We start from the raw sequence: 20,973 nt of genomic DNA, 5'->3' as shown, positions 1-20,973 counted from the left end.
CTTTAAAGCTGGCCTTTTTTTTGGTCTTTAATTTGTCATTGAAGTTTTGTACTGCTGATTATTGTTATTCTAGATCAATAACTTACAAACTTTTCATTATGTTGGGTTTAAGTATTGCGTCTAACCTAAGTCCGTTATAAGCTAAGTTTCGATCCCCAGTTTGCTTTTTTTGCCTGGACAAAAACGGACAATCGAGATCAAGGCATGACAAAATCTGAGTTGATTGACTACATATCGGAAAAGCAGGACCATTTACCTGTCAGAGATGTTGAGCTGGCGGTTAAATTGCTATTGGATTATATGTCGGACCGCCTCGCCGAGGGGGATCGCATAGAAATTCGTGGTTTTGGAAGCTTTTCTCTCCATTATCGGGCACCGCGAATGGGCAGAAATCCCAAGACCGGTGAGGCCGTAGAGCTTGAGGGCAAATATGTTCCTCACTTTAAGCCCGGTAAAGAAATGCGCGACAGAGTTAATGAAAGCATTAATGATTGATGCTTAGGTTAGAGCTTATCGCCGCTTGTTCATAAGAGGGCATTATGAGAACAATAGGCTTTTGGGTTTACACAGTTATCCTGCTAGTGGCTCTATTTGGGGGCTACCTCTTCAATTTGGAAAACAATCTACCGGTTTCAGTGATGGTGTTTGGCCATCAGTTACCAGAGCTTTCACTCGGCGTTTGGTTACTCGCTTTTTGCTTAGTAGGGCTGCTGATAGGTATGTTTGTCAGTCTGCTGCCATCCCTTGATCACAGGCGACGGATTGCCGCTTTAAAACGTCAAAATCGACAATTGGAACAAGAAGTCCAGCTGCTGAGAAGTCAGAGCTTGCGGGATTGATATGGGCGATATCGCCATTTTTTTGTTATTGCTGGCTGGTGTTGCGATTGGCTTTCTGGCCGGTCGTTTCTCTCGTACTCGAAGTAGCAAGCAAACACACCCCAAAGATTACGCGCTTAATTATTATAAAGGGTTAAGTTACCTCTTTAATGAGCAGCCTGATGGTGCTATCGATGCATTTATCGGCGCTTTGGAGGTGAACAGTGACACCCTCGAAACGCATTTGGCGCTCGGTAATATGCTGCGCCGGCGGGGCGAGGTGACCAAAGCCATTAAAGTCCACCAGAACCTATTGGCTCGCCCCGGACTTAATGTACGCCAACAGCACGAGTCACAGCTGGAGCTGGCTCGCGATTATGTCAAATCTGGCCTGCTGGATCGGGCTGAGGCACTATTATTAGAGCTGGTGAAATTATCGCCGAGCTATAAGCAGCAAGCGCTCGACCATTTGGTGGAAATATACCAAGATGAAAACGAGTGGGATAAAGCCATTGCTGCGGCCAGCACCATGGATGAAAAACTGTTTCGCCCTCGCTCTGCCGCCACCTTGGCGGAACTAAAAGCTCACTTTGCCTGCGAACAAGCCGAAGAAGATTTAATCCTTAAAAGTTGGGGCAAGGCTCGCAGCCACCTACAAGAAGCTCTAAAATTTGACCGAGAGTCCGCTCGGGCCAGTTTATTGTTCGCTCAGTTAGAGTTAGGGCAGGGCCGTTATCGGGAAGCTCAAGCGCACTTACATAGGGTGCCACAGCAAGATCCAGACTACATATTGCTGGGTTTGGATATGCTTTGTGAATGTTACGACAAGCTTGGTGATGTACGCGGGTTACATAAATATTTGCTTGTACTGTTAAATCAGCACCCTGGAAATAGCTTGGTTCTAAAAGTGGCTGAACGCCTGCGCTGGACTAACGATGATTATACGGCCGCTGACTTTATTGCAGCTCATTTAAAAGAGCGACCCAGCATCAGAACGCTTAATCGTCTGGTGGAGCTGCACTTGCCCTATTCAGAGGGGAGGGCTCGCGAAAATCTACAGTTATTAAAACAACTGGTTGATCGCGTCGTGGAAGAGAAGCCAAGCTTTTGTTGCAATAAATGCGGATTTACCGGCAACACCATGCACTGGCTTTGCCCAGGCTGTAAAGCCTGGGGGACTGTGAAGCCGATTCGCGGTGTGGCGGGCGAATAACGAATTCTAAAAACAATGTAAAAGTTCATAGGTTTACTGGCTGACATGTAAACAATGTTTGACGTTATATCATTATGAAAGTAACAATATTGGGTTGGGGTTATGTAGGCTTGTTACTGGCAGCCTTCGCCCCTAAAATTCTCCAGGCTGTTAGGACAAGAACCCCCTGTAAAAACAAACCCCGCTTAGCAAAATCAAACATGTTTACGGCCATTAATAAAAAGGGAAAATCTTCGCGCTTTGGGGGATAGCTTAAGCCCAATGCCGATGATTGTCAGATTCAGGGCTTCGAATTTCAACTTAATTGGCGTTAGCTTAACCGACGGAACGCCGTATTGTGGCGCGAGGCCTTATTTACACTCGATGGCTCGGGCTCGAATGCGCCAATAAGTGTTAGCTGAGCTGCTTATTTCAGAGGCATGGTTAGCTCGTAGATTCTCTATTTGTCGTCATTATGTCAAAATAGCGGCAGACATTAAGGGCGCAGCCATTGGGTTACGCTTTTTGATATTTTGATAAATAGAGAAACTTATGATCGTTCCTGTGTTATTGGCTGGCGGCTCTGGTAACCGTCTTTGGCCTATGTCTCGTGAGTTGTTTCCCAAGCAGTGCCTGCATTTGACAGATGTTGAGCAGACATTGATACAAAAAACACTCAAACGAGTGGAGGCATGCGGTATCGATACCCGTCCTGTCATTGTATGCAATAACGACCACCGCTTTCTTATCGCTCAACAGCTTAGTGATATTAATCGCAGTTGCGATATATTGCTGGAGCCGGCGGCACGAAATACTGCACCAGCTATAGCATTGGCGGCGGCGTTTGTTGCTGAGAAATACCCTGGCGCTACTATTCTGGCCCTTCCAGCTGATCATATTATTGATGATGCAACAGCTTTTAGTCAGGCTATTGAGCAGGGTTTGAATTTTGCTCAAAAAGGAAAGATTGTGACCTTTGGTGTTGTTCCTCAATATCCAGAAACGGGTTATGGCTACATTGAAGCTGAACAGTTTGGCGTTGCCAGTAATATTACCGCTTTTCATGAAAAACCCGATGCGGCTACTGCTGAAGAGTATTTGCAGGCAGGTAATTATTACTGGAACAGTGGAATGTTTTTATTCGCTGCAAATACACTACTATCTGAGGTGGAAATTTATGAGCCTGAGGTATATCAGTGTATTGCTCAGTCACTCAGTGAAAAATACGTTGATTTGGACTTTGTTCGAGCCGAAGAAAAATCCTTTAAGGAGTCTCCCTCAGTATCCATTGATGTTGCTATCATGGAGCGTACCAAGCTTGGCGTGGTTGTTCCGTTCAGTGCCGACTGGAGTGACATTGGCAGCTGGAACTCAGTGTTAGACGCCATGCCTAAAGACGCTGCAGGTAATGCGGTGGTTGGCGATGTTATCGTCAAAAATACGGAGAACTCTTTAATTTATTCCACTTCTCGTTTAGTGAGTACTCTAGGGATTCATAACTTGGCGGTGGTTGATACTCCAGACGCTTTGCTTGTAATGGATATGAATCAAGGCCAGGGAGTTAAAGAAATTGTAGCTCAAATTAAACAGTCGGGGCGCTCGGAACACCGGCGCCACTCTTTATTGCATCGGCCTTGGGGCAGTGTCGAGGTAATGAATTTAGGTGAGCACTATCAAGTTAAGCATGTGAGGGTGAAGCCGTCGGCCAGTATTTCACTGCAAGTGCATAAGCATCGTGCGGAACATTGGGTTGTGGTGCAGGGTGAAGCTGATGTTAGCGTGGGTGGCAAAGCTCAATCATTGGTTAAGAATGAATCAATCTATATTGAGGCGGGAGATGTACACGCTTTGCATAATACGGGTGAAGAGATGCTGGAAATAATCGAAGTACAAACTGGCGATTATTTTGGCGATGACGATGTGGTCCGCTTTACTAATAATTATATAGAAAGTATCGATCAGTAATGGCTGGCTTGAGCGTACTCGTCACAGGGGCAAGCGGCTTTATTGGACGCTCATTGCTGCAATTGATTTCTCAATCTTCAGGTCATCGCCTAATACCCGCTTCACATTCGCTAGCCATGCATCAGGGGCTAACGCTCGCCGCCACTGATACGATTGAGATGTTAAGTGAAAAGTTAAAAGGCGTCGAAGTCGTTGTTCATTGCGCGGGCCTGGCCCATATCGCTCGCCCAAGCCCAGCGCAAAAAAAGGCATTTATTTCGGTAAATGCTGAGTTTACCGAGAAGTTGGCTCTCGCTTGTGTAAAAGCTGGAGTCGCACATTTTATTTTTCTGAGTTCCATTGGTGTGAATGGTGAGGGGAAATGTGAGCCCTATACCGAAAAAGACAGCCCCAGTCCGCGCACACCTTACGCGCAATCAAAATATTTAGCTGAACAAAAATTATGGCAGGTGGCCGGCAACTCCGAGCTTAATATAACCATACTGCGCCTGCCTCTGGTTTACGGGCCCAACTGTAAGGGCAATATGAACAGTTTATTAAAGCTAACACAGGCGAGGCTGCCTCTGCCATTGGCAGGCATACACAACAAGCGCACCTTACTGGATGTCGATACTTTAGCGAGTATTGTCTTAGCCTGCCTCAATAATGCTAAGGTATACAATCAATTGTATTTAGTGGGCAGTGCCGAGCCTGTATCCACTCCTGATATTATGCGCAGCTTGGCTGAGGGCTCCAAGGTGTCGTTAACCCTTTTTACTTTGCCGTCGGCTTTATTAAAAGCGGCTGCTTTTGTCTTGGGGCAGCAAAAAAAATTATCAAAACTCACCTCTGATTTAACCGTCGACTCTTCAAAGTTGCACGCTGCTTTAAATTTCTCTTCGGCAGCGAGTGTCTCCACCCGGCAAAGCTTGATCGCCTACGCTCGCCACGCTCAATCACCCAAGGGGGCTGACTAATGGCGCTACTTTTTTTGGGGTTTGTGCTAGGTGCACTCTTAACCGGCGCCATTCGTATGGCTGTCAGCAAAATGCATATGCTTGACGTTCCCGGTGAGCGCAGCTCACACACGGTAGCCACGCCGCGTGGCGGTGGCGTGAGCATTATACTTATCGCTATAGTCGGTGGTGTATTGCTGTTGCCCGTACAAACCGTCTGGCCAATACTGTTGTCAGCATTGTGGGTGGGGTGTGTGGGTTTGTACGATGATTATCGACAAGCGTCGCGTCGATTGCGGTTGGTCGTCCAATTGTTGTCGGCCGCGGTGGCTGTCTTTTGCATCCGTCCCGAGGCGCTGTCACTGAGTGGTTGGCTGCTCACTGGTGTGTGGTTATGGTTGTTACTGCTGGTGTGGTTTGTCTGGTGTACCAACTTATATAACTTTATGGATGGTATTAATGGCTTGGCAGCACTAGAGGCCATCAGTGTGTTGCTTTCCTTATGTTTTTTGTTAGGCGTTGAGTACACAGAGTTAGCACATTATTTTTTACTGTTGGCTGGCGCCGTATTTGGCTTTTTACTTTGGAATTTCCCCAATGCAAAAATATTTATGGGTGACTCTGGCAGTGCCTTTTTAGGGGCTTTGTTTGCGGCGCTGAGTGTTTATTTTGTGGCGACTAATGCTGTGATGTTTTGGGCCCTGTTAATTTTAATGGGTGTCTTTGTGGTGGATTCAACTTGCACCTTACTGAGACGCGCAATTTTGCGACAAGCCATTTTTAACGCTCACAGAACCCACGCCTATCAATACAGTGCAAGGGCTTTACAATCGCATACAAAGGTAACGCTTTTGGCTGTCGTGGTAAATGTGTGTTGGTTGTTGCCATGGGCGGTAGCAGTGGTGGTGGGGTCGGTATCAGGTGTTGTGGGGTTGTTGGTCGCTTATACCCCGTTAGTCTCTATCGCTTTAAGGTTGAAGGCGGGTAAGCCAGAAAAGGAAGCGGTAGGCCAGCATTAAAATATTTCACTAGCGGCGGGTGAGACTTAGAAAAGTCTATTGGGTTATTTATTTAACCACGCGTAGAACGCCGCTGTGTGACTTGTGTAGCCACACCGCATCTCCAAGTGCTTCTTGGGTGGTATAACCGGTGGGGGCTGTCATCAGCAGTTCTCGCACCCGGTCGCAACTGTAATCGTGGCAAGCGGTATCGAGATCATCCAATATGACTTTTGTTTCGGGCCAGGTTAAACAATACTCTTCGGCGCGCATAATGCGATCGTGATCGGTGCCACTGACATTATCGCCAATTAAAAGCTCTTCATAGAGTTTTTCACCGGGGCGTAAACCCGTGTAGGTGACATCGATATCGCCATCGGGCTCGGTTTGTGATTTAACCGTCAGGCCCGATAGGTGAATCATGCGTTTGGCTAAGTCATCAATTTTAACCGGCTCACCCATATCCAAGACCAGTACATCGCCACCGGTTCCCATGGAGCCGGCTTGAATAACCAATTCTGCCGCCTCGGGAATAGTCATAAAATAACGAATAATTTCTGGGTGGGTGACGGTAACGGGGCCACCGGCTTTGATCTGTTGGCGAAACAGGGGGACTACTGAGCCCGATGAACCCAATACATTACCAAAACGCACCATGCTGAACCTTGTACTGTTCTGGCGTTGTGACAAGCCTTGCAGTACCAGTTCTGCCATACGTTTCGAGGCACCCATAATATTGGTGGGGCGAACGGCTTTGTCGGTAGAAATGAGTACAAAAGATTCTACCCCGGCACGTATAGCTGCCTCAGCGGTGTACCAGGTGCCATAAACGTTATTGCGTACACCTTCAACGATATTGTGCTCAACCAGTGGTACATGCTTATAGGCGGCGGCATGGTAAACGGTTTGTACACCAAAGGTGCGCATTACTGTTTCTACACGGTGTTCTTTTTGCACCGAGCCGAGTAGGGGGATAATCTCAAGCTTAAGATTATGTTCGCTGGCAATGCTCTTAAGCTCAGACTCCAGACGGTACAGGCTGTATTCATTCAGCTCAAACAATACGATTCGGCGCGGTTTACGCTGAATGATTTGTCGGCAAAGCTCGCCTCCAATGGAGCCGCCGGCGCCGGTGACCATCACTACTTTGCCAGATATACAGGCACTTAGTAGCTCGGTATTGGCTTTAACCGGGTCACGGCCGAGCAAATCTTCAATATCAACGTCACGTATATGCTCAATTCGGGCCCGGCCACTGATCAAGTCGGGAATGGCCGGAGCAGTCTGTACGGTAACGCCTAATGGCTCGAGTCTTTTAATAATCTGAGCTCGGCGCGAGTGAGGGGTGTTCCCCAGTGCTAGCAATACTCGTGTGGCACTGCATTTACGGATAATTTCCGGAAGCTGCTCGGGGCTCTGAACCTTAATGTTGGCAAAAACCGAGCCTTGGCGAGCGCTGTCATCATCGATAAAGGCGACGACTTTATAGTTTGTAGCTTTAAGCGCCAGTCGCAGCTGGTGCCCGGTATAACCGGCGCCGTACACAATAACCGGCTCGCGTTTGCCGACTCGGGTGCCATCCAGCACCATGGCGATATGGTGCACCAGTAAACGGGGGCCACCGAGCAATATTAGGCTGACGGTTAAGTAAATAAAGGGGACGGAACGAGGTATAAATGAATGGGTATAAAAACTGCCCACGGCTAGAGTTAAAGCTGAGAAGCAGCTGCCTAAAAATACAGTATTGAGCGCCTGTGGCGTCATGTAGCGTAAAATAGCGCGGTACATGCCCATTTTGATAAAGGCGATCAGGGTAAATACGATGGTAATGCCTAGGGTGCCAAGCTCTCTTTCGGTAATGGGGATGTCGAATTTGCCCAGACGTAGGCAGACAGAGGCGTAAAGGGCGATTGCAATCGCAAAGGTGTCGTAGGCAAGAGAAACTAACCGTTTGGTCGTTCTTGATGAATCAAATAACGCTTTTAGCATTAAAAAGGGCCTAGTGGTCAAAAACACGCGATCTACATCCTTAAGCGGGGCTATTATACGGTATTTGTCGAGAAAGAGTGAGTCTCAACACGTAATTCGCCTATTATTGGGCACTCGTTGGCTAATATCTGTTTTAATTTGTTAACTAGGGGGCTGAAAAACACTTGCCAGTGTTGCCAACCCTTGATAAAGTTCGCGCCCTGTTGAGCGCAATGCTCGCAGCGCCTTAGTACGACCGTAGCTCAGCTGGTTAGAGCACCACCTTGACATGGTGGGGGTCGGTGGTTCGAGTCCACTCGGTCGTACCAATTTCCCTCTATTTTCTTGACCTATCGTTTATGTCGCCTAGGGCGGCGCCAGTTCTATGTTCTGCGCTTATTGATTGATGGTGAGTATGCGACTGGAAAGCTGAACAGGGGATTAATAATAGGCAGTTATTTCTGTTGTGTTATTTTCGCCTCTGGCTCCCAATTGTTTGACCCTTGTGTTTGCGCTTTTATCGAGGCTTGATATTGGAGTGGGTTGCCAGTTGCCCCCGCGCTGGAAAAACTCTTGTCAATGGCACTATTAGGCCTAAAAGTGGCGATTTAACGCCATCGGTGGGGGTAATTGCATCAACAGATATCACCCTAGATATAGTCATTTTTGGCGGCAGTCTGTATGATGCGAGCCCGGTATCTCACCTTCCACGATCGGCAGTTGTGCGATACACACCCACTTAGTTTGTTTGTTGGTTCAGTCCGCAGCAGGAAAGTATTGGCTAACCGTGTTGGCTTACCTACCTATGTGTCGCCCATAAGGATTGCCGGCCGGGCCGACGTGTTGCGAATTGGATAATACGAGTGGGCCGCCCAATAGCGGTCCAGCTGTATTGGTCTGTGCTCAATCGGCCCGGGTCTGCGCAACAAACCATTGGCTACATAAGTAATCAACCTTGTAAGTGGGGTGTATGGCGAGCATAGATTGCGGTAATAAAAAAACTAAAAAGTAACGAGTGATAGCCTGCGGTGGTGTTGTTTGCCTAAATTGATGGGCTGGCGGTGCTTAAATGTGTCCAGTTTTTCTTAGAAGCGTGTGCGCCTGCGCAATGGCGACACAAATACAGCGCTTGTATAAAGAGTTGAGTCAGGAGAAGTATTATGAGTTTATATGCAGAGTATTTGGCTGAGATCGAAACCCGCAAATCGGAGCTAGGGTTGCAGCCCAAGCCCATCGACAGCGCTGATTTGCTGTCTGAAATTATCGAGCAAATCAAAGAGACCGGGCACGAGCACCGCGAAGACTCATTGAAGTTCTTCATCTACAACACCTTGCCAGGCACCACCAGTGCCGCAGGCGTTAAAGCGGTATTTTTAAAAGATATTATTCTGGGCAAAGAGACGGTTGCCGAAATCACCCCCGAATTTGCGTTTGAGTTGCTCTCGCACATGAAAGGTGGTCCGTCTATCGAAGTGCTGCTTGACTTGGCGCTTGGGAATGACGAAGCGATCGCCAAATCTGCCGCTGAAGTATTAAAGACCCAGGTGTTTCTGTACGAAGCTGATTACGACCGCTTGAGCGCAGCGTATAAAGAAGGCAACGCACTTGCCAAAGAGATTCTGGAAAGCTATGCCAAGGCCGAGTTTTTCACCAAGCTTCCCGAATTGGAAGAGACCACCGATGTTGTCACTTATGTGGCTGCGGTAGGTGATATTTCTACCGATTTATTATCGCCAGGTAACCAGGCGCACTCTCGCTCTGACCGTGAACTGCACGGCCAGTGCATGATCACCCCCGAAGCGCAGCAAAAAATTCAAGCGCTACAAGCCGACAACCCAGGTAAAAAAGTGATGTTGGTGGCCGAGAAGGGCACTATGGGTGTAGGTTCATCACGTATGTCGGGTGTTAACAATGTGGCACTGTGGGCCGGCGAGCCTGCTAGCCCATACATTCCATTTGTGAATATGAAGCCTGTCGTGGCGGGTACCAATGGTATTTCCCCCATCTTTTTAACCACCGTTGGAGTTACCGGTGGTATTGGCCTTGATTTGAAAAACTGGGTCAAAAAGACCGATGCCGATGGCAAAGTCATCAGAAACGATGCCGGTGAGCCCGTGCTGGAGCAAGTCTACTCGGTAGACACTGGCACCGTACTGACCATCAACTCTAAAGAGAAAAAGCTGTATAAAGACGGCGCCGTTGTCGCGGATGTTGCGGACGCATTCACCCCACAAAAAGTGGAATTTATGCGCGCTGGCGGCTCTTACGCTGTGGTATTCGGCAAGAAGCTGCAAACCTTTGCCGCCGAAGTGCTCGGAGTTGAGCCCGCTGACGTCTATGCTCCCTCTAGTGAAATATCTCACGCCGGCCAGGGCTTGACCGCGGTAGAAAAAATCTTCAACAGAAACGCCGTGGGCGTTGCCTCTGATGCGCCGCTGCACGCCGGTTCCGATGTTCGAGTTAAGGTAAACATTGTCGGCTCGCAAGACACCACCGGCTTGATGACCTCGCAAGAGTTGGAATCCATGGCCGCAACCGTGATTTCACCTGCGCTCGACGGAGCCTATCAGTCAGGTTGTCACACAGCGTCTGTGTGGGATAAAAAAGCACAAGCCAATATCCCGCGTCTGATGTCATTTATGAATAACTTTGGCCTGATTACCGCGCGTGACCCTAAGGGTGAATACCCGGCTATGACCGACGTGATTCACAAGGTGCTGAATGACATTACCGTCGATGACCAAGCCATTATTATTGGCGGTGACTCCCACACGCGTATGTCCAAGGGTGTTGCCTTCGGTGCCGACTCGGGTACCGTGGCCATTGCTTTGGCAACGGGTGAGTCGGCCATGCCTATTCCTGAGTCCGTTAAAGTAACCTTTAAAGGTGAAATGGCTGACCACATGGATTTCCGCGATGTGGTACACGCAACTCAAGCGCAAATGCTGAAGCAGTTTGGTGGCGAAAACGTCTTCCAGGGGCGTGTTATCGAAGTGCATATCGGCACCTTGCTGGCAGACCAAGCGTTTACCTTCACCGATTGGACCGCCGAGATGAAGGCGAAAGCCTCTATCTGTATTTCTAATGACGAAACACTGATTGGCTCTCTCGAATTGGCTAAGAGCCGTATCCAAATCATGATTGATAAGGGTATGGACAACGAAGCGAAAACCCTTGCCGGTTTGATCGCACTGGCTGACAAGCGTATTGAAGAAATCAAGTCGGGTACCAACCCGGCGCTTAAGCCTGATAACACTGCAAAATACTTTGCGGAAGTTGTGGTTGATTTGGATCAGATCAACGAGCCAATGATTGCCGACCCAGACGTAAACAACGACGACCCGTCGAAGCGCTATACCCACGACACCATTCGCCCCGTTTCATACTACGGCGGTGATAAAACCGTTGATCTGGCCTTCGTGGGGTCGTGCATGGTGCACAAAGGCGATATGCAAATCATCGCCCAGATGCTGCGCAATATCGAAGCCGATAAAGGCGCCGTTGAGTTTAAAGCACCATTAGTCGTGGCACCGCCGACCTACAACATTGTGGACGAGCTAAAAGCCGAGGGCGACTGGGCGATATTGCAGAAATACTCCGGTTTTGAGTTCGACGACAGTCACCCTAAAGGCGAAGCGCGTACCAAGTACGAAAACATTATGTACCTGGAGCGCCCTGGTTGTAACCTGTGTATGGGCAACCAAGAAAAAGCCGAGCCGGGCGACACTGTACTGGCAACCTCTACCCGTCTGTTCCAGGGCCGTGTAGTGGCTGACAGCAACGACAAGAAAGGCGAGTCACTGCTTGGCTCAACACCGCTTGTGGTACTGTCCGCCGTGCTGGGTCGTATGCCAACGTCCGATGAGTATGTGGCAGCGGTTCGCGGTATCAAACTGACGGACTTCCGTCCGCCGGTTGAAGCCATGACAACGGATGCGAAAGCTGAGCCGGTTAAGATGGTTTAAGCTTTAACCGTAGTATGGTTTTGTGGAATGCGCACCTTTTAAGGTGCGCATTTTTTTTGTTTGTTGGGTGGGGTTTTGGGGTGGGTATTGCGTCGGTCTTCAGACGTTGGACTTTCATTTCTCATCAGGCTTTCATTTCCCAGACATCAGGCCTCCGTCATCAGACCTCCGACGTGTATATCGCCCTCTGTCGCCGGGCGGGCGAGCTACTTCTTTGGTGAGCAAAGAAGTAGCCAAGAAACTCACCCCGGCCACTGGCCCTTCGGGTTCCCTCGCTCCGGTAGATTTTAGCGGGCCGCATCTACTCGCCATCCTTGGCGAGAAGATGCTTGCACAAACGTCCTGTTTGCTTACCCACTAAAATCAACCTCCACTCGGCTCAGTGGCATGGGGGAGGGGACTTCGTAGCAGATTTTGTTTTTGGATCTGACATCAGACCTCAGACACTCACATTATCCATGCGTGCTTACCCACAGAAATAGCGCGAAATGAGGCTGGATGCGATGGTGGAGGGGAGCTTTGTAGCGGGTTTTGTTTTTGCGTCAGACATCAGACGTCCGACCTCAGACATTCACATTATCCATGTGCAATTAACCCACAAAATTAGATCGAATTCGGCTGGATACGATACTGGAGGGGAGCTTCGTAGCGTGCCTTTTTACTTCAGGCTTGCCTGTTGCCAAACTGGCCATTCCATGGCACTATTTTCCTCAAGTGTTTTAATGGTTTTGTGGGGTTATATCTGATTTCCACAAATCAGTAGGCTGGCCAGTTGGAAGGTGAAGTAAATAAGTACATCGGGAGTGGTGTGCGGGCACTTATCCCTTCTGTTTTTCTGCGTTTATGTGGCAACTATAAATAACCGACAAGCCTGTATCTCAATTCAGTTATAGACGATTTTAAATTGACGGTGAGAACTGTAAAGAAAGTTGGCTCGCTTTGTTTTTATTGTTGAGACAGAATATTTGGCATAAAACAACTGAAACTCAACGGTTTGACGCGTTGTATTTATATATAACTTTAAGAGTAATAGGTTGCCAAGTGTAAAATGAGGCGGCTTACTTTTAAACTCGAAACAATGCGCTAACTTAATAAAAATTATAGCCTTAATAGAGAGTTGTAATGATTTCTAAAGCTATTCTAGAAAAGATAGGCTGCCTGGCGCACTTTTCAACTCGCACAATAATAAGCTGTTAAATGGCCAAGCATGGATAACGGTAGTATTAATAAACACTTTAAGCGTGAAACGAAGATAATGATTTGGGTTTTCATTGCTCCAATTATTATTGCTTTTTTAGTGGCGATGGTTGCTCCTCAATTTATGTCATGGAGCGACATAGATTCATGTTTAGGTTATGGTGGAAGCTATGATTATGAATTGTGTACGTGTGACTATGAAAATAATCATCCATCAAAAGAGGTGCATCAATGCCACTAAATGCATTTAACAAGGTTGAGAAAAAAATAGATGAGGGTCAGACCTTACATTCCACATCAAAATGTAAAATGTAAGGTCTGACCCCGGTGTTTCTACTAAAATCAATCTAGGAGTGATACATTGCCAGGCGCATTTTTCAACTCGCACATTAATGAGCTGTTATAGCAACCCAATTTAGAGAGAATGAATATGAATCAACTGGTTGTAGTTTTGGTCATGATTTTGTTGCCAGGAATCATTGCGACGATTATCAGTGACAAGCTTACAACTCATTCGAAATGGGATTCATTTAAGTTTGGCCTGTATGCGTTTACTTTAGGTGTTCTTACTTACGCTACTTTACAGCTTATTGTATATCTAGTGGATATGTGCAAAGCCATTTCATTGATTCCATTCAGCTGGACTAATCTCGCAATTTGGAATAGTGCGCTAAATGGAGGTGCTGGGATAAAAGCATGGGAAATTTGTGTCGCTGTTTTTCTTTCTGTGCCTGTTGCGTTCTTCGCTTCATGGACTATTAATTTCAAATTATTTAATAAATTTGCTCAGAAAATTAACGTATCTACCAAATATGGGGATGAAAATTTATACTCGTATTATCTGAATGCCGAAGAAATAGATTGGATATATGTGAGAGATCCTAAAAATAATTTCACATACCAAGGCCGTGTTGTTTCACATTCTGAAAATGATAAAGTTCAGGAGATTGTTCTTTCGGAAGTTAGTGTATATCGGTATGAAGACTCTGTGTTTTTGTATAGCGTGCCAACGATATACATATCAAGAGAAATGGGGCAGTTAGTGATTGAGGCAATACCAACAGACAGACTAGGAGAGACAAGTGAGTAAAAAACAGCCATTAACAGAAGGCCATGTACGCGGTATTGAAAAAGGTGCTAACAAGCCTGCACAAGCTAGTAACGTAAAACCAACTCAGCCACCACCAGCCCCAAAGCCACAACCAAATAATAGTGATTAAGGGCTATAACAAGCGCATGTTGTCGGACTGGTTTTCCGCTGCGCTTCAAACCAGCCACAAATGCCGGCGTTATACCAATCACAGGGTCCAGTGACTCTCTCAAAGTAAGGAGATAAAACAGATGCCAAACGTTGTTTTTTTTAGTTTCAAGGAAGAGGACCGCGGAGTTGTTCTTACAATTAAGGGGCGTGCGGTAAATCCTCGATATACCTCTCTCAATTTCCGAGTTAAAGATTTATTAAAAAGGTGGCAAACAGAAAATGAGAGTGTAATTAAGCAAGCTATATCCAAAAACATAACTGGCACATCGAGAACTATTGTTTTTGTCGGTGCTGATACTTGGAAAAGTTATTGGGTGCCACATGAGGTTCAAATGACATTGGATCGAGGTAAGCCTGTTTATGCAATCAGACTTAACGGTGTCCAAGGGAAAATACCTAGCTGCTTATCCCAAAATGGCATAAAGGTATACTCATGGAGCGAAGCCAATCTGCAAGCTTTAGCTACAATGTAGGAGGCTTTCTTTTGGAGCATCAGGATTATCCAGGTTTATATAGAGCAGCCGATTCAGCCTCAGCTAAAGCACAGTTGGCTTATCTACGCTCATTCCAGTGGCACATTGTAACCCTCATTACGGGTGCTGCGCTTGCAGTAAATCCTGTACCAACTGCGCTGTACTCGCTAGTAAACGCTGGTGTATTTCTGGCAGCCCTTGGAATATCAGTGCTTATCGCTGCAAAACGGTACGAAAAATCATGGTACAGTGCACGAGCGGTAGCTGAGTCGGTGAAAACATCAACTTGGCGATACATGATGCGAGCAGATCCATTTCTAGATGCAGCATCTGTCGGCGAAGTAAATAATGTTTTTCGGCGTTTACTTGAGGGGATCTTATCTTCAAATAATCAAATTGGTGATTTGCTTGGGGGAGATGACTGCGCGCGGGATCAAATAACACAATTTATGCGCGATACAAGGGCGAAGCCAATTGAAGAAAGACGGCAACTTTATCTGGCAAGTAGAATTAAAGAACAAAGAAACTGGTATGCGGAAAAGTCAAAATATAATAAAAATAGAAGCACTTTATTTTTCGTATTGCTGGTTATGCTTCAGATAATTGCTGTTGGCTTAGTTCTGTCAAGAATTGCATTCCCTGAATGGAAAATATGGCCTACAGAAGTTTTTGTGGTCGCTGCTGGCTCCGTAACAGCATGGATGCAATTAAAACGGTTTCAAGAAATTGGTACAGCATATGCGCTCACAGCGCACGAAATTGGCATAATCGAGAGCAAAATCACTGAGCCGGATACGGACGAATTATTCTCTGAATTCGTTAGAGATGCGGAAAATGCCTTTTCAAGGGAGCATACTCAGTGGATAGCAAAGGTTGAGCACTAAATAGGTATAACAAGCGACTGTGGTTCAATCCGTAGCTAAAAATATTTAATACGCCCACTCCTGACCATTACGAATCATAGCGTTTATGATGGTCAAGAACTTCCTCATAGCCGCTGTTAAAGCGACATTTTCATGTCGACCGACGAATCTTCGCTAGACACTGCTCAATTGTCAGAAAAAGTCTCACACTTATTGGCTGATGGTGGGGATTATAGCTTCGTTATTCAGGCTGATAACAGCGTAGCTCATGCAGAACAAGTTAGAGCGATTCTACAAAAGCTTGGGGTGCAGGAGCGCCATATCGCTATTGCTCGCCCTGTCCTTAGCTGATTGGCCAACCTGGGTGCAGAAGGGGCCGGCTCGCTCTGGTGGGCCTATTTGGCCAGTGATGCTTGTTAACCTTTCTTATTGGTCGATCCTTTGTTGCCGGTCCTTGGCCCTCCCGCGTGTATAAAAAGCCCAGCTTCTCTAATTTACATTGTTTCACGGCTATGGCATTGTCGTTTTTATTTGTCTCCTGACTGGTTTGGGGGCTAATTAAGTCTAATGAGAAGTAGTATGAAAGACGGTCTAACCCCGACAAAAATCATAATACCGGTGGCCATTGTGCTTTTGGTGGCGGTCATTATTGTGGTGTTGGTTAATTCTAAGCCAACACCGGGTACCCGGCCTCAGAGCGATGGCCCTAAAATCAGTGTGGAGACGCTGCCAGTTCACAAGTCTGACATTGCCCCGGAGGTGCTCTCTTATGGGCTGGTTGAGCCGCGCACTCAAACGCGTTTGGTCTCTCAGGTCGGTGGTCGGGTTGAGCGCATTTCTGAATCCTTTACCGACGGCAGTTTCTTCCAGAAGGGTGATTTGCTGCTGCAAATTGAGCCTACCGATTATGAAATCGAATTATCCATCGCCAAGGCAACGCTGGCGGAGGCTGAGCAGGCGCTAGCCGAAGAGGTGGCGCGGTCTGAGCAAGCGCGGGTGGATTGGGATCAGCTGGGTGGTAACGTCGCTGCGCGGCCACTGGTGCTGCGCGAGCCCTATATGCGGGCGGCGGAGGCTCGGGTGGCATCTTCTCAGGCATTGTTAAAGCAGGCAGAGGTGAATTTGGAGCGCACGTCAATCCGCGCGCCTTATGATGGCCGCGTGCTCTCCACCAGTGTGGATGTGGGGCAGGTCATTGCGAACAATACCGAGTTGGGTGAAATATACGCGACGGATGCGGTGGAAATTCGCCTGCCGGTTAAAAATCAGGATCTTGCGCTGCTGTCTCTGCCGGAGGCCTATCGCACTCAGGCGCAGTCTACCGAACCATTACCCAAGGTGAGCATACGCTCTGAGTTAGCTCAAAACGAGGTGTGGCAGGGCAATATTGTTCGTACCGCGGGCAAAATCGACAGTAGTAGCCGGCAGCTCTATGTGGTTGCCCGAATAGAAGACCCTTTTGGCGAGCGCTCAGTGGGGCGGTTTCCGTTAAAAATTGGTCAGTATGTGACCGCGATTATTGAAGGCGTTACTCAGGAGGGTGTCATTAGCATCCCCAACCAGTCTATTTATCAGGGCGCCTATGTGTATCTGTATCGTGACGGAGCGGTGTTTCGCACCCCGGTTGATATCGGTTGGCAAAATGGCGACTTTGCGATTATTACTCAGGGCGTTGAGGATGGCGACCAGGTTGTAACCTCACCACTGGGGCAGGTTGTTTCCGGCACTTTGGTCAGTGTTTCATCCGGTCACAGCCCCGCTGCACTTGGTGGTGAATCCGACCTTAGTATGAGTAAAACGAAGGCGGGTGATTCAGATAGGGTTCCTACAGCCGAGCCTGCCGGAGCGGCACCATGATCAGTTGGTTTGCCAAGAACGATGTCGCTGCCAATTTATTGATGATTACCATTGCGTTGCTGGGTTTATACTCAATGAGCAACGTGATTAACCTGGAATTTTTCCCGGAGTTTGAAAGTCGGCGTATTACCGTTGATGTCACCTTGCGAGGCGCCACCCCGGAAGATGCTGAGCTCGGTTTGGCCACACGAATTGAAGAGTCGATTAAAGACCTGTCGGGCATTGAAGATTACAGCAGTGAATCCTCCGAGGGCGGTACCAGTGTTCGCATTAACGTAGAAGAGGGCTACGACCCGCGCGAACTTCTGGATGATGTTAAGGGGCGGGTGGATGCCATCAATACTTTTCCGGCAGATGCCGAGCGGCCGGTTATAACACTGTCCCGACGCCAGCGCGCGGCCATTACGCTCACCATTGCCGGTGATGTTTCCGAGCTTGAAATGCGAGAGTTGGTCGAGCAGCTTGAGCTGGATGTACTGCAACTACCCACAGTGACACAAGCCTCGATTGTCGGGGTCAGAGATTATGAAATTGCTGTCGAGCTTGAGCAAGACCGATTGCGCGAGTTTGGCCTGACCATTGATCAGGTGGCCGAGGCTATTGCGCAGAGTTCGCTCGATCTTTCCGGTGGTAATGTCGCCGCCTCGGGTGGCGATGTACTGATTCGTTCCAAGGGCCAGGCCTACCGCAAAAACGAGTACGAACGCATTGTGATTCGAGGCCTGCCCGATGGCACGCTGTTGCGACTGGGCGACATCGCTACAGTTTCCGATGGCTTTGAAGAAGAGGCCGTGCGCACCCGTTTTAATGGCCGCGTGGCCGCCATTTTAGATGTGTATAGCGTGGGTGACCAAAGTGTAATTAAGGTGGCCGATGAAGTTAAAGACTATGTGCACAAGCGCCAGGCGACTCTAAACGACAATATCGAGCTTACCTACTGGAACGATAAGTCGACCGTAATTAAAAAACGCATTAATACCCTAACCAAAAATGCCATTCAGGGCGGTATTTTGGTGATACTACTGCTGTCGTTATTTTTACGACCTTCTGTGGCCATTTGGGTGTTTTTAGGTATTCCCATCAGTTTTTGCGGTGCTTGGTTGATGATGCCCCTACTGGGTGTGTCGTTTAATATGATTACCTTGTTCGCCTTTATTATCGTGCTGGGTATTGTGGTTGACGATGCTATTGTCACCGGCGAGAACGTCTATACCCATTTACAGACATCGGAATCTGGCCTGTCGGCGGCTATTAATGGCACGAAAGAAGTCGCAGTCCCGGTGACCTTTGGCGTTATCACCACGGTGGTGGCTTTTATACCACTGATGTTTCTAGGGGGTAATCGCGGCAATATTTTTGCTCAAATTCCATTGATTGTGGTGCCGGTACTTTTATTCTCATTGGTGGAGTCTAAATTAGTTCTGCCCGCTCACTTAAAGCATATTCGGGTTGGCAAGGGTGAAAACTCTAGCAAGTTACAGCGCTGGCAGCGCGATTTTGCCAATGGCTTTGAGCGTGCCATTTTAAAGTTTTATCAGTCACTGCTGGAGCGTTGTTTACACAACAAACTCATTACCAGTTTATGTTTTTTTGGCGCGCTGGCGATTATTATCGCCGCCATTAATACCGGCCACACTCGATTTACCTTTTTTCCCCGAATTCCGAGCGAAACCGTCAGTTTGGATATCACCATGCCGACGGGCACACCGTTTGAGGTGACCGACTCTCATATGCAAAGAGTGCAGCAGGCCGCGCAAGACCTGCAAACCAAATACACCGATGAGTCCTCCGGCGAAAGTATTATTAGCGATATTCTGGTGCGTACCGGCGGTTTTGGTGGTGTTTCGCACCTGGGGCGGGCCAGGTTTGAGCTGGCACCGGCCGAGAGTCGTTCTATTAATGTGTCGAGTCTTGAATTGGCCAAAGAGTGGCGCGAGCAAATCGGCCCCATTCCCGGGGCGGAGAATCTCGCCTTTAGGGCGGAGTTTGGTCGCTCCGGTGACCCGATTGATATTGTTTTGCGCTCAGATAACCTTGAAGCGCTGCAGGCTATTTCGGCTGAAATTCAGGAAAAATTGGCCACCTACGATGGTGTGTTTGATATTAGCGATAGCCTGTCTCAGGGCAAAGAAGAGCTGCGCATCGACTTAAAACCCGAGGCGCACTTAATGGGCGTGACGCGCTCAGATGTTATCGGCCAGGTCAGGCAGGCGTTTTTTGGGGTGGAGGCTGAACGCATACAGCGCGGACGCAACGATGTGCGGGTTATGGTGCGCTTTCCGCGCAGCGAGCGTAACTCCACCGCCTATTTAAATAATATGCTAATCAGTAACGGGCAGGGCGTCGCGGTGCCACTGTCGCAAATAGCGACGCTGACCCCAGACTCCAGCCCGACGGAAATCAAACGCGAAGATGGTTTTAGGGTGGTCAATGTTGTGGCCGATGTGGAAAAAAATCGCGTTAATATGAGCGCTCTGGTGAATGATTTAACGCTCTTTGTGGACGACGTCATCGCACGTTACCCGGGCGTCAGTTATTCATTAAGTGGTGAGCAAGAAGAGCAGGCCGAGTCTATGCTGAACTTCTATTACGGCTTGGGCGCGGTCTTGTTTGTAATCTACTGTTTGTTGGCAATTCCGTTTAAGTCCTATGTTCAGCCCTTTATTGTTCTGTTAATAATCCCTTTCGGTGTTATTGGCGCCATGGTGGGGCACTGGGTGATGGGCATGACATTAACCATTATGAGCCTGCTCGGCATGTTGGCGCTAATGGGTGTGCTGGTCAACGACTCACTGGTACTGGTGGATTACATTAATAAAAAGTCCGCCGAGGGGCGCAGTGTTATGGATGCACTCCTTACCGCGGGCGCGGCGCGCTTTAGGCCGGTGATGCTCACATCGCTCACGACCTTTTTTGGCTTAATGCCCTTGTTATTTGAAAAGGAAACTCAGGCTCAGTTCTTGATTCCTATGGCGATTTCACTAGGTTTTGGCATCATTTTTACCACCTTTGTCACCTTGTTAATGGTGCCGGTCAACTACCTTATTTTCCACAATTTGAGCCAGTGGTTCGCTAAGCTGCGCACCGGCTCATCGGCCTAAGTCTAAGCTCTCCTGCGTTATGGGCCATTACCCCGTAACGCTTGCGGGTTACGGGGTGGGGCACGCCCCAATCGACATTCACGCTTAATGGGTTATAGGTAGATTGCGCTATAGCGCTGTCTGAGCGGGGGCCGGGCAGGTTCTAAAGGCTCTAAGGTCAACTAATCTGGCGATTCCTGTGACTTTATCCTTTTATAATAATCATAAATATCAATGATATAGCATGTGTTCTTAATGTTGTTTGTTATTTCTGTATATCACCTTCCTCAGACTTTTACCGCGAAAGGTTTTTCCACTGCTGTAGGGCTTGAAAACTTAAGCTTAGCCCCCAATTATTGAACCAGACGTAAACAGCCCTAACGGCTAGGTACTTTATAGTA

At 47.9% G+C, this 20,973-nt stretch carries 16 protein-coding genes and 1 tRNA gene; 16 read left to right on the top strand and 1 reads right to left on the bottom strand.

Translation table 11 applies throughout. The annotated features are described in order from the left end of the window. Nucleotides 1-204: 204 nt before the first annotated feature. The 6 genes from ihfB to Q4526_RS12975 all read left to right on the top strand — a co-directional run bounded on the left by ihfB (nt 205) and on the right by Q4526_RS12975 (nt 5,929). Nucleotides 205-495, top strand: a complete 291-nt coding sequence (ihfB, locus tag Q4526_RS13000) for an integration host factor subunit beta (protein WP_215977511.1) — start codon at nt 205-207, stop codon at nt 493-495. Between the two features lie 44 nt (nt 496-539). Then, nucleotides 540-839 (top strand): LapA family protein, encoded by a 300-nt coding sequence (locus tag Q4526_RS12995; protein WP_215977510.1) that lies wholly within the window; start codon nt 540-542, stop codon nt 837-839. A gap of 1 nt (nt 840) precedes the next feature. After that, the gene (gene lapB, locus Q4526_RS12990; RefSeq protein ID WP_215977509.1) at nt 841-2,031 is read left to right on the top strand and encodes a lipopolysaccharide assembly protein LapB; all 1,191 of its coding nucleotides are present in this window, start codon (nt 841-843) and stop codon (nt 2,029-2,031) included. Between the two features lie 531 nt (nt 2,032-2,562). Then, complete coding sequence (locus Q4526_RS12985) at nt 2,563-3,975, top strand: mannose-1-phosphate guanylyltransferase/mannose-6-phosphate isomerase (RefSeq protein WP_215977508.1); 1,413 nt, start codon at nt 2,563-2,565, stop codon at nt 3,973-3,975. 8 nt (nt 3,976-3,983) lie between these two features. Beyond that, a complete protein-coding gene (locus tag Q4526_RS12980) occupies nt 3,984-4,931 on the top strand; it encodes an NAD-dependent epimerase/dehydratase family protein (RefSeq protein ID WP_303609656.1) in 948 nt (315 codons plus the stop codon). Then, a complete protein-coding gene (locus tag Q4526_RS12975; RefSeq protein WP_215977506.1) occupies nt 4,931-5,929 on the top strand; it encodes a glycosyltransferase family 4 protein in 999 nt (332 codons plus the stop codon). Before Q4526_RS12980 ends, Q4526_RS12975 begins: the two co-directional genes overlap by 1 nt. A gap of 48 nt (nt 5,930-5,977) precedes the next feature. On the opposite strand, the gene Q4526_RS12970 is transcribed toward Q4526_RS12975, so the two are convergent. Beyond that, nucleotides 5,978-7,897, bottom strand: coding sequence for a nucleoside-diphosphate sugar epimerase/dehydratase (locus tag Q4526_RS12970; RefSeq protein WP_215977505.1), 1,920 nt, complete (start codon nt 7,895-7,897; stop codon nt 5,978-5,980). Nucleotides 7,898-8,128: 231 nt separating this feature from the next. On the opposite strand from Q4526_RS12970, the gene Q4526_RS12965 reads away from it, so the two are divergent. The 10 genes from Q4526_RS12965 to Q4526_RS12920 all read left to right on the top strand — a co-directional run bounded on the left by Q4526_RS12965 (nt 8,129) and on the right by Q4526_RS12920 (nt 20,593). Then, a tRNA-Val gene (locus tag Q4526_RS12965) sits at nt 8,129-8,205 on the top strand. Nucleotides 8,206-9,036: 831 nt separating this feature from the next. Beyond that, nucleotides 9,037-11,841: a bifunctional aconitate hydratase 2/2-methylisocitrate dehydratase gene (locus tag Q4526_RS12960; protein ID WP_215977504.1), complete on the top strand. Its 2,805-nt coding sequence runs from the start codon at nt 9,037-9,039 to the stop codon at nt 11,839-11,841. Nucleotides 11,842-13,048: 1,207 nt separating this feature from the next. Beyond that, complete coding sequence (locus Q4526_RS12955) at nt 13,049-13,279, top strand: hypothetical protein (RefSeq protein WP_215977503.1); 231 nt, start codon at nt 13,049-13,051, stop codon at nt 13,277-13,279. A gap of 189 nt (nt 13,280-13,468) precedes the next feature. Further along, entirely contained in the window at nt 13,469-14,128 is a 660-nt protein-coding gene (locus tag Q4526_RS12950; protein WP_215977502.1) for a hypothetical protein, read from the top strand. Then, entirely contained in the window at nt 14,121-14,258 is a 138-nt protein-coding gene (locus Q4526_RS12945; RefSeq protein ID WP_215977501.1) for a hypothetical protein, read from the top strand. Before Q4526_RS12950 ends, Q4526_RS12945 begins: the two co-directional genes overlap by 8 nt. A gap of 121 nt (nt 14,259-14,379) precedes the next feature. After that, a complete protein-coding gene (locus tag Q4526_RS12940) occupies nt 14,380-14,772 on the top strand; it encodes a TIR domain-containing protein (protein WP_215977500.1) in 393 nt (130 codons plus the stop codon). Further along, nucleotides 14,733-15,656, top strand: a complete 924-nt coding sequence (locus Q4526_RS12935; protein ID WP_303609655.1) for a DUF4231 domain-containing protein — start codon at nt 14,733-14,735, stop codon at nt 15,654-15,656. The genes Q4526_RS12940 and Q4526_RS12935 overlap by 40 nt, the downstream gene beginning before the upstream one ends. A gap of 132 nt (nt 15,657-15,788) precedes the next feature. Beyond that, nucleotides 15,789-15,986 (top strand): hypothetical protein, encoded by a 198-nt coding sequence (locus tag Q4526_RS12930; protein ID WP_215977498.1) that lies wholly within the window; start codon nt 15,789-15,791, stop codon nt 15,984-15,986. Nucleotides 15,987-16,214: 228 nt separating this feature from the next. Then, nucleotides 16,215-17,492, top strand: coding sequence for an efflux RND transporter periplasmic adaptor subunit (locus Q4526_RS12925; protein ID WP_215977497.1), 1,278 nt, complete (start codon nt 16,215-16,217; stop codon nt 17,490-17,492). Continuing rightward, complete coding sequence (locus Q4526_RS12920; protein ID WP_215977496.1) at nt 17,489-20,593, top strand: efflux RND transporter permease subunit; 3,105 nt, start codon at nt 17,489-17,491, stop codon at nt 20,591-20,593. The genes Q4526_RS12925 and Q4526_RS12920 overlap by 4 nt, the downstream gene beginning before the upstream one ends. Nucleotides 20,594-20,973: the final 380 nt, after the last annotated feature.

Origin of the sequence: Gilvimarinus sp. 2_MG-2023 (genome assembly GCF_030547685.1) — a bacterium.
Classification (GTDB): domain Bacteria; phylum Pseudomonadota; class Gammaproteobacteria; order Pseudomonadales; family Cellvibrionaceae; genus Gilvimarinus.
Note: the sequence above shows the minus strand (reverse complement) of the source record. Positions and strands in the feature narration are given on the sequence as shown.